We start from the raw sequence: 12961 nt of genomic DNA on the forward strand, positions 1-12961 counted from the left end.
CAGCGCAGACTAGGACCGGCAGTACGGGGCGTCAACAGGCAAACCCATCAAAAATGCCCATCCGGAGACATTTTCTTGCGCCAAACCGGGGGAGTGGCGACATTTCCGTAAACATCGGGGCGGGTGGCAGGGCGGATAGCCATGCTGCAGTGCAACAGCGGCGCAGATGGCGGGCAGGGGGGCGGGCAGGCACAGGCGCTTAGGGCCAGTGGGTCAGAGCCCCACCCCAGTACCCTGAAGAACGCCATGTTGCAGGGCGTAGCGGGTCAGCCCGGCGGTGCTGGAGATCCCCAGCTTGCGCTTGATGTTCTTGCGGTGGGTTTCAACCGTGCGCACCGAGATATCCAGCGTCAGGGCGACCTCCTTGTTGGATTTGCCCTGGGCAAGTTCCAGCAGGATGGTCTGTTCGCGCCCGGTCAGTGCCTCGCGGGCCTCGTTGTCCTTGGGTTTAAGCGAGCCTTCGGCGCCGGTGCAGAGATAGCGCTCCCCGCGCATCACCGCATCGATGGCGTCCTTGATGGCTTCGGTGGGGACATCTTTCAGCACATAGCCCATGGCCCCATGGCTGAGCGCGGTCGAGATATACTCGGGGCTGTCATGCATCGACAGGATCAGGATGCGGGTGCCGGGGCTGCGTTCCAGAATGATCTCGGTGGCGCTGAGCCCGCCCAGGCGCGGCATGTTCAGATCCATCAGGATCACATCCGGTGTCAGATCGGTGATACGGGCGACGGCCTCTTCGCCGTCGGTCAGGGAGCCAACCACCTGGATGTCGTCATAGCTTTCCAGGATCGACTGAATGCCTTCGGCGACCATCGGGTGGTCATCGACGATCAGCACCCGGACCGGTTTGTCATGCATGTCTTGCAGCAAAAGCCATCCCCTAACAGCCTGTTTGTCGATCAGAGACGCCCGACGGATCGGATCCCCCGCGACACCGTTACGATACCCGTTTCGACGATGCCTCGTTGCCCGGCGGCAGCAGGTGGCTCAAAGGCAGTGTGGCCTCGATCACCGTGCCGCTTTGGGTTCCCCCTGATGACAGAATCCGCAAGCTGCCGTCAAGCTGATCGATCCGTTCCTGCATGTTGCGGAGCCCGATTCCCGGCCCCGATGACGGTTTCTTGAGGGGCAGGCCACGGCCATTGTCGCTGATCCGCATGGTGGCGCCGCGGGCATGGCCGCGCAGGTCAATGCTGACCCGGGTGGCCTCGGCATGGCGTTCGATATTGGTCAGCGCTTCCTGCGCGATGCGATAAAGGGCGATCTTGGCGTCCTGATCCAGCCGGTTGCGGAAGACCACGGTGGTGAATTCGGTTTCTATCCCGGTCCGGGTTGCAAAATCATCCGTGAGCGCCTTCAGCGCCGGGCCAAGGCCGAGATCATCCAGCACGCCGGGGCGCAGATCGCGGCTGATCCGTCGCACCTCGGCGATGGCGGTGCCAAGGTGTTCGATCCCCTTGTCCAGCGGATCGGAGGCGCCATCGTGATCGCCGCGCATCAGGCGGCGGCGGGCGTTGTCCAGCGCATAGCGCACGCCGACCAGGATCTGGCTGATCCCGTCATGGAGTTCTCGCGCGACGCGGCCGCGCTCTTCTTCCTGGGCGTCAAAGACCCGCTGGGTGAGTTCCTTCAGCTTGGCATCTGCCAGGCGGCGCTCGCGAATGTTCAGCCCCATGCCGGAGGCAAAGACAAAGAGCAGCGCCACCAGGGTAATGCCGCCGATATAGAGGAAGGTGCGCTGGACCCTGCTTTCCACCTCGGCACGGGCGGCGGCGACCGAAGCGAGGATATCGTCGATGAAGACGCCGGTGCCCACGGCCCATTGCCAGTCCTGCAGGCCGACCACATAGGTGATCATCTGCGCCTCTTTGCCGGTCGAGGGTTTTTCCCACATGAAACTGTGCCACCCGGCGCCCTGGCGGGCCTGATCAATGAAAGTATCCACCACCGGCGTGCCCTGGCTGTCGGTCAATCCGCGCCAGTTCTGGTTGATGAAATCGGTCTGGCGCGGGCTGACCAGGTTGTTGCCGTCGTAGTCATAGACAAAGAAGAACCCGTCCTGCCCGTAGATCATCGCGCTGAGGATCTGGGTCACCTGTTCCTTGGCCTCTTCGTCGTCCGGGCTGGCCAGACCGTAGATATAGGAAAAGCCGTTGCGCGCCTGGGTCACATAGTTGCGCAACTCGGCTTTCTTGGCCTCGATCAACTGCTGTTCCAGCGCCTTGATCTCCCGCTCGGCCAGGGCCCGCGACTGATGGGCGACCAGCAGGGCGATCGCCGCCACGGCGAGAACCAGCGGTATCGCGGCCAGCAGGGACAGTTTTTGCGCGTAGTTTGGCCGAAAGAGGCGGTGAAGCAGGGGCATGAGGCTGTCCGGGCGTTGCAACGTGATGAGATGCGAATCGTTATGCAATCAAAAACCGAAAGCAAGGGCAGAGAGTGCCGGAAAACGCGCTTGCTTGCGTAACAAAAGAAGTCTCAGCCGGAATTTTGTGCAACATATGGATCTGAAAACACCAAAAAAGGTCCGGAACTACGCAGTACTAGGTATTCACAAGGCCGGTGGTCTGGCTAGGGTAGCTCCACTCGAACCGATCCGCCTGCGGCATGTCCGTGGGCAATCCATATACTTTGGGAGGAAAAAAACATGGATCGTCGTTCCTTTCTGAAAACCTCTGCGCTGGGCGGTACCGCCGCTGCAGCATCCACCCTGGCAGCCCCGGCCTATGCCCAGGGCAAGCGCACCCTGACCATGGTGACCACCTGGGGTCGTGGCCTGGCTGGCGTGTTTGACGCTGCACAGCGCGTTGCCGACAACATCACCGCAATGTCCGACGGCAACCTGACCGTCGACATCAAAGCGGCCGGCGAACTGGTTGGCGCCTTTGAAGTGTTTGACGCCGTTTCCTCGGGTCAGGCCGACATGTACCACGGTGCCGACTACTACTTCGTGGGTCAGCACCCGGGCTATGCCTTCTTCACCGCGGTTCCCTTCGGCATGACCGCGCAGGAACTGGCCAACTGGTACTACCAGGACGGCGGTATGGAGCTGCATGACGAGCTGGGTCAGATCTTCGGTCTGAAATCCTTCCTGGCCGGTAACACCGGTGCACAGGCAGGCGGCTGGTTCTCCAAAGAGATCAACAGCCCCGACGACTTCAACGGTCTGAAGTTCCGTATGCCGGGCCTGGGCGGCAAGGCTCTGGGCAAACTGGGCGCTTCCGTCCAGAACATTCCGGGCTCCGAAGTGTATCAGGCCCTGTCCTCCGGCGCCATCGATGGCACCGAGTGGATCGGTCCCTGGGCGGACGAAAAAGCCGGCTTCCAGGAAATCACCAAGACCTACTACACCGCTGGTTTCCACGAGCCGGGCGCAGGTCTGTCGGTCGCAACCAACCGTGACGTCTTCGAGAGCCTGAGCCCCGCGCATCAGAAGATCATCGAAATCGCCTCGGGTGAATGCCACCAGTGGAACCTGAGCCAGTTCCTGGCCAACAACGGTGCAGCTCTGCAGCGTCTGCAGGCCGGCGGCGTCAAGGTCATGGAATTCCCCGACAGCGTCTGGGATGCCTTCGGCCAGGCCTCCAAAGAGGTCATGGAAGAGAACATGGGCGACGACCTGTTCAAGAAGATCCACGACAGCGCAATGGCTTCCATGAAGTCCTCCTCGGCGTGGCTGAACCTGTCTTCGGGTTCCTACACCGCGCAGCGCGATCGCGTTCTGGGCTAAAGCGCCTCAATCGCATTCATCGGATCCTCCGCCACCCGTGCGGGGGATCCCTTTTCCGTTGCATCCGGGTGAAGAGCAAAACGCTGTAAGGAACGCGTGATGCCGTCTGACCCGTGGCAATCAATGATCCCGGGGGAAAAATGCAGGAAGAAACTGGCATTTCCGCTTTCGGCGCCATAGGGGGTGGTCTGCTCTGGCTAGGCCAGAACATCGCCGGCGCCTTTTACAATCTCGGCTATGCGCTCTCCAATACCAACAGCTGGCTGGCCTGGACCGATGGGCTGAACTCCGTCGAGGACAAGCAGTCGCTGATGCGCTTTGTCTACTACGGCGGCTCGGTCGAGTTCTTCTTCGTGGTGTTCACCGCCTTCCTGGTGCTGACCGGGGTCGGTCTGTACCGGCGTCAGGTGATGTGGGCCGTGGTGCGTGGTCTTGAAGGCTTTGCCAATGGCACCGGGCGTCTGTTCGCCTGGGCAGGCTTGTTGATGGTGATCCAGCAGATCATCATCGTGTTCATGCAGCGGGTTTTTGCCCGTCCGGACATGAGCTTCGGCCTTGGGATCGAATTGCAGATGGACATCTCCTGGTTCGCCGAGGAGCTGAAGCTCTATAATGCGCTCGTCGTCTGCATGTGCGTTGCCTACACATTCGTGCAGGGCGGTCACGTGCGCGTCGACCTGATCTATTCCGGCATCAGCTTCCGGGCCAAGCGCGTGGTCGATATGGTCGGATCGCTGATCTTCATGATGCCCGCCGCCGTGCTGACCTGGATGTATGGCTGGTTCTTCCTGTGGCGCCACCTGATCGTCCCGAAACCCTCGGCGTCGGACGCGCTGGATCGCCTGGTGATGAAAGCCCGTGCCCTGCGCTGGAACGTGGAAACCATCGGCTTCAGCCCCAACGGGTTCAACGGGTACTTCCTGTTCAAGATCCTGCTGGTCACCTTTGCCGGCATCGTCTTCCTGCATGCCATTGCCTTCTTCTACCGCTCCCTGCTGGAGTTCATCGAAGGCCCGGCAAGTGAAAACAAATACCTCGACAAGGATAGCCTTGGAGAGGGTGAAGAAGCCTATGAAGGCGCGCATTAACCTAAGGGACAGCTGACATGCTATTCGGTCTTGATGGCGTCGAAATCGGCCTGATCATCGTATTTCTCTGCCTTTTCGGAGGCATTCTCTCCGGCTTCCCGGTGGCCTTTGCCATCGGCGGTGCCGGCATCATCTCCTTCGGGATCATCGCCGCACTCGACAGTGCCGGCCTTCTTGTCCACCAGGCGATCGATACCTCGTCGCAGGTCTATCGGGATCTGGTGAACTCGGGCGTCAAACCCGATACGATCTCGATCTTCCGATATCCGGATCTTCCACGCGTTGCCGAACATGTGTTCGTGCAGGGCTGGGAAACCGCGCTCGATCGCAACGTCTCCTTCATCGTGAACCGTATGAACGAGCGGGTTCTGGCCGGGGCGTCGATCGAGACGCTGCTGGCGGTGCTGATGTTCGTCCTGATGGGCATCACGCTGGAGCGTTCGAAGATCGCCAACGATCTGCTGACCACCATGGCGCGCGTCTTTGGCCCGCTGCCGGGCGGTCTTGCGGTCTCCATCGTGGTTGTGGGCGCCTTCCTGGCGGCCTCCACCGGGATCGTGGGCGCAACCGTGGTGACCATGGGCCTGCTGGCCCTGCCGACCATGCTGCGCAACAACTACAGCCCGGAACTGGCCACCGGTGTGATCGCGGCCTCGGGCACGCTGGGGCAGATCATTCCGCCCTCCATCGTGATCGTTCTGCTGGGCACCCTGGCGGGCGACCTCTACTCCACCGCACAGGAAACCCGTGCGCAGGAAGCAGGCTGTACCGATGCGCTGACCTTCCTCGGTGAACCTGCCGTGGTGTCGGTTGGCACCCTGTTCCAGGCCGCCCTGTTGCCGGGCATCATGCTGGCGTTGCTCTATGCGCTTTATGCCTTCGGCTTTGCCCTGCTGAACCCGGAAAAGGCGCCTGCCGTGGAAATGGGCAGTGCCAGCGATGAGCCGATCACCCGCAACGAGGCCCTGACCTGGTTCCTGGGCGCGCCCGCGGCCATCATCGGTGGTGCGCTGCTGCTGGGATCCCTTGGCATCATCGGGTCGCAGAACATCAGCGTCTCCAGCTTCTCCGATGCCGGTCAGACCGCATCGCTGCGCACCTCGGTCGGAGAAGAGTGCAAGGCGTCGATGATCGACCTGCACGGTCAGGAGGCCTGGGATGCCGCGGTGGCGGAACAGGAAGCCATTGATGCCGCAGGTGGTGTTGCTTCGGCCGAGCGTCTGACCGAAGAGCAGATCGCCGAAGCCAAGGCTGCCAAGATCGCCAATGCGGCGCCGATCGGCACCGGCATCACCGTGATCATGGTGCTTCTGGGTCTGGTTCTGGCCGTTGGTCGCGGGGTTGCCCCGTCGCGCGATGGCAAGCCGCTGATCCTGGGGGCCATTGGCCTGTTGCTGCTGGCGCTCGTCGACATCCTGCTGATTGCACCGACGACCTCTGCCGGGGCGACCGTGCTGCTGATCCTGCTGCCTTTGGCGATTGCGCTTTATGGCTGCAAGGAGGCGGCGATCCGCTGCGCGCGCAACGATCTGATCCGGGTGGTCTTCCCGCCGCTGGTTCTGATCGTGGCAGTGCTGGGGTCGATCCTGGGCGGGATCACCAACCCGACGCCGGCGGCGGCGCTGGGGGCCGGTGGTGCCATCATGCTGGCGGCCTATCGCCGTCTGCAGGACGAGGGACGCTCGGGCAAGATCATCATCGGGTCTACCTTCGCGGTGATCATCTGCATCCTGATCGGGGTGAACTTCGACCTGCGGATCAACCAGGACAATGTTTCCTTCGAAAGCTGGGTGGCCTTCTTCTTTGCCTATGCGGCCTATCTCTATGCGCTGTTTGGCCTGTTGTTCGGCTGCTGGGTCCTGTTCCGTGGCGGGGTGCTGACACCCATCGTGCGGGAGACGGCCAAGGTGACCTCGATGGTCTTCACCATCCTGATCGGCTCGCAGCTCCTGAACCTGGTGGTGATCTCCTTTGGCGGGGAACACTATATCCAGCAGTTCCTGAAGAGCTTTGACAACGAGATGACGGTCTTCCTGATCGTGATGCTGGTGCTGTTCTTCCTGGGCTTCGTTCTGGACTTCCTCGAGATCATCTACATCGTGATCCCGATCGTCGGACCGGTGATCTATGGCGGGTCCTTCGATCCGAAATGGGTGACCATCATGGTTGCGGTGAACCTGCAGACCTCGTTCCTGACACCGCCCTTCGGCTTTGCGCTGTTCTACCTGCGCGGGGTTGCACCGAAAGAGGTGACAACGGGTCATATCTATCGCGGGGTTCTGCCCTTCGTGCTGATCCAGGTGGCGGGTCTGGCGATCCTGTGGCTGTTCCCCTCGATCGTGACCATCGTACCGGCCCTGATGCCAAGCTGATCAGATCAGCCTGCGAGAAAACGAAGGGGCCCTGCGTGGGCCCCTTTTTTGTTCCGTTCGTTGCGCTGGCCTTCAGCCCATCGACAGGGTCCAGGCCCTGTCGGCAGGGGTGCGTCCCTCCAGGACCTCTTGATAGGCAGAGGTGACAGCCTCGGCTCCGCTGCCGTGGGAGAGGGTCAACCACTGGGTGCTGGCTTTGGCGGCCCGTTCCCAGAAGGCCGCCGAGCGGCGATCGAATTCGCCTGCTCCCCAGTCCTTTCCACGTTTCGCAATATGGCCGGGAGCAAAGAACATGGCGCTGCGGTCGCGGATGTAATCGGCCCCCATCCCGGCATCGTCGTAATGGGTCAGCCCCACGTGGCTGGTGTAGCGCATCGCCGCCCCCAGGTGCCGGTGCAGGCGGTTGATCACCGGGCCGGATCCGGACATGTCGATGATCAGGGTCGGGCGCTCCGCCGAGAGGGCCGTTTCGATGTCGTCATAGGTCATGACCTGATCATATAGGTCGAGCGCGCGAACCTTGTCTGCATTTCCGGCCGAGGTCAGCGCCAGCACCGGCGGGGCCTCCGGGTCTTCCTTAAGGGCATAGGCGGTGCCGATCCCGGTCTTGGAGGAGGCGGAGACGATCAGCACCTGCTGGGCGCCGAACCAGTCATTGTCCTTGGCAAAATCATACAGGCAGTAGGAGGTCGCATAGAGCGGCCACAGGACCATGCGCAGATCGTCGAGATCCGGGTCATAGGCCGGGTCGTTGGACAGGCGAAGATAGCAATTGTAGACGGCGGGCAGCTCCTGCCGGTGCGCCGCGCCATCGAAGAAGCGCTCTGCGGTGACCTTCTGCGGTTGCAGGGTCACCTGCGACGCCATGGGCCAGTAGCCAAACAGCCTTTCCCCGGCGGTGATGCCCGTTACCGAACTGTCTTCGACGATGCCGATGCCCCAGACCGGAAGAACGCCCCAATTGCTGTCTTTTGTGGGGAAGAATTTCCAATATCCGATCCGCTCCCCGACCACGCCATAGGTGATATTGTTGGCGGTCAGGCCAAATCGCTCAATGCGTACGGTGATCTCTCCAGCTGCGGGCGTGGCTGTCGCGCAAGCGGTGAGGCGATGCTGCGCCAGGTCGGTCTTGCAGACTTCGAAGGTCTGCGTCTGTGAAGCGTCCGGTATCATGTCTCATGGTCTCCCTTTGTCCCAAGCCTATGCGGCGCGCGGGGACAAACGAAAGCACCGCATGAAGCCGGGACGCTGCGTCAAAGCGAAAGGGGGCGCTCAAGCAAGGCCCGTCACCGGGCGCGCGCCTGGTTCAGCCGGGCTTGTGCGCCGGTTGCTGCGGCAGCTGGATATTGGCGACCTGTTCGGAAATCGTGCGGGGCGCCGGGCCGGTGGCCGCCTCGCTCTCCTCCTCGATTTCCCGCAGCGGCTTCCAGGCGCCGCCGTGATAAAGCTCCAGCCCGGAGAACTTCATCTTGTATCCCATCTTCGGGCTGCCTTTGACCCAATAGCCCAGATACACATAGGGCAGCCCGGCCTCGCGGGCGATCTCGATGTGATCCAGGATCATGTAGGTGCCGATGGAGTTCTGCGGCTGATCCGGATCATAGAAGGAGTAGACCATGCTCAACCCGTCTTCCAGAACATCGGTCAGGGACACGGCGGTCAGGGCGTTGCTGCCGCGGTCGGTATATTCGACAACCCGGCTGCGGATCGGCGTTTCCTCGATCATGGCGGCATATTCGAAGACATCCATATCGGCCATGCCGCCATCGGAATGACGGCTGTCCAGATAGTGGCGGAACAGCTGGTATTGATCTTCGGTCGCCCAGGGGGAGGTCGCACGCCGCATCAGATGCTGGTTGCGCCGCATCGTCCGCTTCTGACCGCGGCTGGGCGTGAACTCCGCCACGTTGATCCGGGCCGACAGGCAGGCGGAACAGTCCGAGCAGGACGGGCGATAAAGCACGTTCTGAGAACGCCGGAACCCCTGTTGCGACAGGCTGTTGTTCAACTGCTCCACCCCGTCGCCTTGCAAGGCCGTGAAGAGCTTGCGCTCCATCAGCCCGTCCAGATAGGGGCAGGGCTGAGGCGCCGTCACATAGAACTGCGGTGCTATCGGGAGGGTGTGACGCATGGGGGCGGGATAAGGTCCAGAACGGATGTACGAAACGGCAAAGTGTTACCTATCAGGATAACAACGACCAACCCGCGCGCCAAGGGTGGATGGGCAAAATGGTTTCACACTGGTTTCTTTGCGGCCGGAGCACCGCGTTCAGCCGCTGCGGTGGCGCCTGTTCAACATGACCGTGCCGAGAAAGGCATCGCCCAGGCCCTGGCCGCGTGCGGATGTCAGCATCATCAGGATCGAGACGATCTGCAGGATGGGAACGATCAGCGCAACCGTATAGGCGCCCGAGTGCAGGGCCGCCATCTGCAGATCCAGGCGGTGCCCGGACAGGTCGCGCAGCTCGATCCCGGCAAAGCGCATGCCAAGGGTTGCGGAGCCACTTGCAATGGTGAGGGTGCGATAGGCAAAGCCGATGGTCAGATAGAGCAGCGGCCAGATAAACAGTCCGACAAAGGCTGTCAGCACAACCGCCACGGCGGCAAGACCCATAATGATGACGCTGTCGATCAGCCAGGCAAAGAGGCGCTTGGCGGTGACCATTTCGTAGAACTCGGCCTGGTAGTCGGGGTCGGGCAGGGCGGGCATCTCGGGATCCTGTGGTGTTGAGCGGGCGGTGTAGCAGGAATGCCCCGCCCTAGACAGGCGGGGCTTTGGCGGTGTGGCAGGGATCAGGCGGTTTTCTCGTCGCCGTCGCTCGCTTCCTCGGCCGCCGCAGCTGCACGTTGCGCCATGAACTGGTCGAACTCGGCCTTGTCCTTGGCTTCGCGCAGGCGCTCCAGGAAGGCGTTGAAGTCGTCCTGTTCCTGTTCCAGGCGGCGCAGGGTGTCGGCCTTGTAGGCGTCAAAGGCGCTGTTGCCGCTGGAGCGCATCGCATGCATGCCATGATGAGCCCAGGGTTTGCGGTTGCGGCAGGATTTATTGAACATGCGTTTGCTCCAGATCATGTAAAACAGAAGGGCGAGGCCGATCGGCCAGAAGAACACAAAGCCCAGCACCATGGCGGCAATCCAGGCGCCTTTGCCCTTGCTGTCCAGCCAGGCTTCGCTGCGCGAGAACCACCCCTGCGGATGGCCCGGCGCATGAGGGGCGGTTGCGGTTGGGGTGATTGTCGTCATCGGGACCTCCGGTTTGGGTTGATGTAAATCTCTTTTACATCTCCAATATTGAGGCGCGGTGGTCGCATCGCAAGAGGGTATGTGAATCTTTTTTACATTAATCGTCTAACCATTTGAAAGAATACAGTAATTTATCGTGCAAGTGTGGCTGTTGTGTGAAGGCGTGCTGTCTTGGAATGAACTCGCAGATTTGTTTCCTAACCCTTCGCCCGACGTCATCGCGATTGCCAGAGCGCGCGGCATGAAGAACGGGTCAGTGGTTTCGATGACAGTGAACCGAAGGAAGGCGATAATTGGCATCACCCATGAAGCGCCCGAGCTATCGCTGGCAGAGCTGATCACCTTGCGCGGCCTTCTCGCAAATATGCTTATTGCCTGTCCTGACAGGCGGGAGGATGTTCTTACCGCAAAAGGAAAACGCTACATTTCGCAGATCGCCCAGGGCCTCACAGATCGTGAAATCGCCAACCTTGAGGGACGATCTGTTAGGGCCGTGAGCGCACTAAGAGAAAGGGTGGTGGAGAAACTGGCGGTGCCAACTCTGGCTGCTGCCGTCCTGAGGGCGCATAGGTCGCGAATAATCGACTAATTAATCACTGAATAGTTGTGCGCCGGCACACTATTCTGCCGCTTCAAGACGGGGAGCGGCGCATGCTGAATACACTGATTGTAGATGATAGGAATATGGGGCTGTACGGCGGGCTGTTGCATGAGCAGTTCAGGAAGCGCCATGCCCTCTTTGCCCAGCAACTAGGTTGGGACGTGCCGAGATCGGTGCATATTGAAAGGGACCAATACGATAGGGACGAAACGGTCTATGTGCTGGTCGAGGAAGCAGGCGAACTAATCGGTTACGCGCGGCTTCTACCGACGACTGCGACAGTCGCCTATGGATCGGCGAATTTCAGTTACCTGGTACGAGACGCTTGCCAGGGCAAGCTGCCTGGGATCCCCAGCGATATCTTGGGGGAATTTGAGCCGCCAACGTCCAACGAAGTTTGGGAGATGACAAGGGTCGAGGCACAAGGGAGGAAGTCGCTCATCGCGCTTTTCGACGCCGCCAATGGTTTTCTAGTCTCGCAGGGCGCTGTCAGCGCGATCACTTTCACTAGGCGCAGTTTTTCAGGGATCCTCAATTCGCTAGGCTACGAAACTAAGATCCTCGGACGGGATGTCGACTATGGTGGCAAGCCATACTGCACAATGTCCACCCGCCTGAAGCAGTCGGCGGCTGGGGCCTAACATGCGCTGCGTAGCGGCCAAGGCCCTTACCGACGCGGAAAACCCTCCCAAACTTGAAGCTCATCAGCTTGAAGTTTGGGAGGGTTGCAAAGTGCCTCCCCACAGGACCATAGCTGTGCTGCTGGCACCTTTACCTATCTCAGTTCTCAAAACGGCCATTCTATATCGGGGATTGCAAAAATATCGTCTGGCGAAGACGAAGGGGCTTCTGCGAAGTCAAAACTGCGCGCGCGCAAGTCTGAGATATCAGTGTCGAGAAGCGTTATCGAACCCTTTCGTCCGATAGTGATGATGAGATCATCGCTGTCTTGTTCGGCATGGTTCCTCTTGAGATCCCTTAGGTTTTCCACGTTGTCAAAGTCAGTTAGGTCTATTCTGTCCTTCCCGACACCGAAGTCTGAAATCGTATCTTCACCGAAACGGCCGTTGAAAACAAAGATGTCAGCATTTCGCCCCCCGGTGAGGTTGTCGTTGCCCCTGTCTCCGTTTAGACGATCACTTCCTCCGCCGCCGGTCAGAGTGTCCGCTCCGTTGCCAGCCACCAGATGATCGTTCCTGCCGCCACCATTCAGCAGATCATTCCCATCACCGCCCGACAAAGTGTCTGCACCACCTCGTCCGATCAATTCATCTGCTCCGCGATATCCGAAAATCTGTTCTGATCCATTCGTACCGGTAAGAGTTTCGGATCGGCTTGAACCAAAGATATCGCCAGAATCTCGGATGGTAATCACGACGGTTTCAGAGCTGCTGCCGCCCTGGAAGGTCGCACCCGATAACGTGACTGAAACGCTGAATGTTTCATCTTCTTCCGTCAGCCGATCTGTCAGCGCTCTGAAGGAGATCGGGATTGTCCTTGTGATTGTTCCAGTGGATGAAATTGAAAGCACTCCACTACCGGACGCGCCGCTGACATCGGTACTGTCAGCCGTGCCATATCGGATGCTATAGCTGTAACTGATGGTTCCGTACTGTCCTGTCAGGTTCAGGTCTATTGACCCTCCACGCCCTTCGCGGATCGTGAAATTATCACTGTCCGAAATGCTTGCTATGAACGCCATCAAATACCTCCATCTATGCGGGTGCTCTTAATGTCTGCACATGTTCAGCATGTGTGTCGAAGTTGCAAGTGGATAGTATGAGCGGGCCTACCTATCTACCCGGTTCAGACTTAACATAAAGGCGCTTATCGGACTTTCGGGCAGTGTTGCGGCACATTCTAAACTGGGTTGCGACAAATCCCCTATCTTGCTGAAAAGCAAGGAGAACGGACATGGCCCACACAG

The 12961-nt window shown here is 60.1% G+C and carries 12 protein-coding genes; 5 read left to right on the forward strand and 7 right to left on the reverse strand.

Going from position 1 to position 12961, the window contains the following annotated elements; translation table 11 throughout:
- Positions 1-213 precede the first annotated feature (213 nt).
- Both PXK07_RS15445 and PXK07_RS15450 read right to left on the reverse strand, forming a co-directional pair.
- Positions 214-861: a response regulator transcription factor gene (locus PXK07_RS15445; protein ID WP_274849254.1), complete on the reverse strand. Its 648-nt coding sequence runs from the start codon at positions 859-861 to the stop codon at positions 214-216.
- A 79-nt stretch (positions 862-940) separates the two neighbouring features.
- Positions 941-2368, reverse strand: a complete 1428-nt coding sequence (locus PXK07_RS15450) for a cache domain-containing protein (protein ID WP_274849240.1) — start codon at positions 2366-2368, stop codon at positions 941-943.
- A 282-nt stretch (positions 2369-2650) separates the two neighbouring features.
- Between PXK07_RS15450 and PXK07_RS15455 the strand changes: the two genes are divergently transcribed.
- The 3 genes from PXK07_RS15455 to PXK07_RS15465 all read left to right on the forward strand — a co-directional run bounded on the left by PXK07_RS15455 (position 2651) and on the right by PXK07_RS15465 (position 7193).
- The gene (locus tag PXK07_RS15455; RefSeq protein WP_274849241.1) at positions 2651-3733 is read left to right on the forward strand and encodes a TRAP transporter substrate-binding protein; all 1083 of its coding nucleotides are present in this window, start codon (positions 2651-2653) and stop codon (positions 3731-3733) included.
- A gap of 140 nt (positions 3734-3873) precedes the next feature.
- Positions 3874-4821 carry a TRAP transporter small permease subunit gene (locus tag PXK07_RS15460; protein WP_274849243.1) on the forward strand — a complete coding sequence of 316 codons (948 nt, stop codon included), beginning with the start codon at positions 3874-3876 and terminating at the stop codon, positions 4819-4821.
- A 17-nt stretch (positions 4822-4838) separates the two neighbouring features.
- Positions 4839-7193 carry a TRAP transporter large permease gene (locus PXK07_RS15465; RefSeq protein WP_274849244.1) on the forward strand — a complete coding sequence of 785 codons (2355 nt, stop codon included), beginning with the start codon at positions 4839-4841 and terminating at the stop codon, positions 7191-7193.
- A 72-nt stretch (positions 7194-7265) separates the two neighbouring features.
- Here the strand turns inward: PXK07_RS15465 and PXK07_RS15470 are convergent, their stop codons facing one another.
- The 4 genes from PXK07_RS15470 to PXK07_RS15485 all read right to left on the reverse strand — a co-directional run bounded on the left by PXK07_RS15470 (position 7266) and on the right by PXK07_RS15485 (position 10433).
- Positions 7266-8366, reverse strand: a complete 1101-nt coding sequence (locus tag PXK07_RS15470; RefSeq protein WP_274849245.1) for a DUF2855 family protein — start codon at positions 8364-8366, stop codon at positions 7266-7268.
- 133 nt (positions 8367-8499) lie between these two features.
- A complete protein-coding gene (locus PXK07_RS15475; protein WP_274849246.1) occupies positions 8500-9324 on the reverse strand; it encodes an arginyltransferase in 825 nt (274 codons plus the stop codon).
- A gap of 138 nt (positions 9325-9462) precedes the next feature.
- The gene (locus tag PXK07_RS15480; protein WP_274849247.1) at positions 9463-9903 is read right to left on the reverse strand and encodes an RDD family protein; all 441 of its coding nucleotides are present in this window, start codon (positions 9901-9903) and stop codon (positions 9463-9465) included.
- A gap of 83 nt (positions 9904-9986) precedes the next feature.
- A complete protein-coding gene (locus PXK07_RS15485) occupies positions 9987-10433 on the reverse strand; it encodes a DUF2852 domain-containing protein (protein WP_274849248.1) in 447 nt (148 codons plus the stop codon).
- A 136-nt stretch (positions 10434-10569) separates the two neighbouring features.
- Here PXK07_RS15485 and PXK07_RS15490 point away from each other — a divergent pair, with 136 nt between their 5' ends.
- Both PXK07_RS15490 and PXK07_RS15495 read left to right on the forward strand, forming a co-directional pair.
- Complete coding sequence (locus PXK07_RS15490; RefSeq protein ID WP_274849249.1) at positions 10570-11022, forward strand: LuxR C-terminal-related transcriptional regulator; 453 nt, start codon at positions 10570-10572, stop codon at positions 11020-11022.
- 62 nt (positions 11023-11084) lie between these two features.
- Positions 11085-11675 carry an acyl-homoserine-lactone synthase gene (locus tag PXK07_RS15495; RefSeq protein WP_274849250.1) on the forward strand — a complete coding sequence of 197 codons (591 nt, stop codon included), beginning with the start codon at positions 11085-11087 and terminating at the stop codon, positions 11673-11675.
- A gap of 146 nt (positions 11676-11821) precedes the next feature.
- Here the strand turns inward: PXK07_RS15495 and PXK07_RS15500 are convergent, their stop codons facing one another.
- Positions 11822-12736 (reverse strand): calcium-binding protein, encoded by a 915-nt coding sequence (locus PXK07_RS15500; RefSeq protein WP_274849251.1) that lies wholly within the window; start codon positions 12734-12736, stop codon positions 11822-11824.
- Positions 12737-12961 lie beyond the last annotated feature (225 nt).

It is taken from the genome of Phaeobacter sp. QD34_24 (assembly GCF_028890115.1).
Lineage (GTDB): Bacteria > Pseudomonadota > Alphaproteobacteria > Rhodobacterales > Rhodobacteraceae > Phycobacter.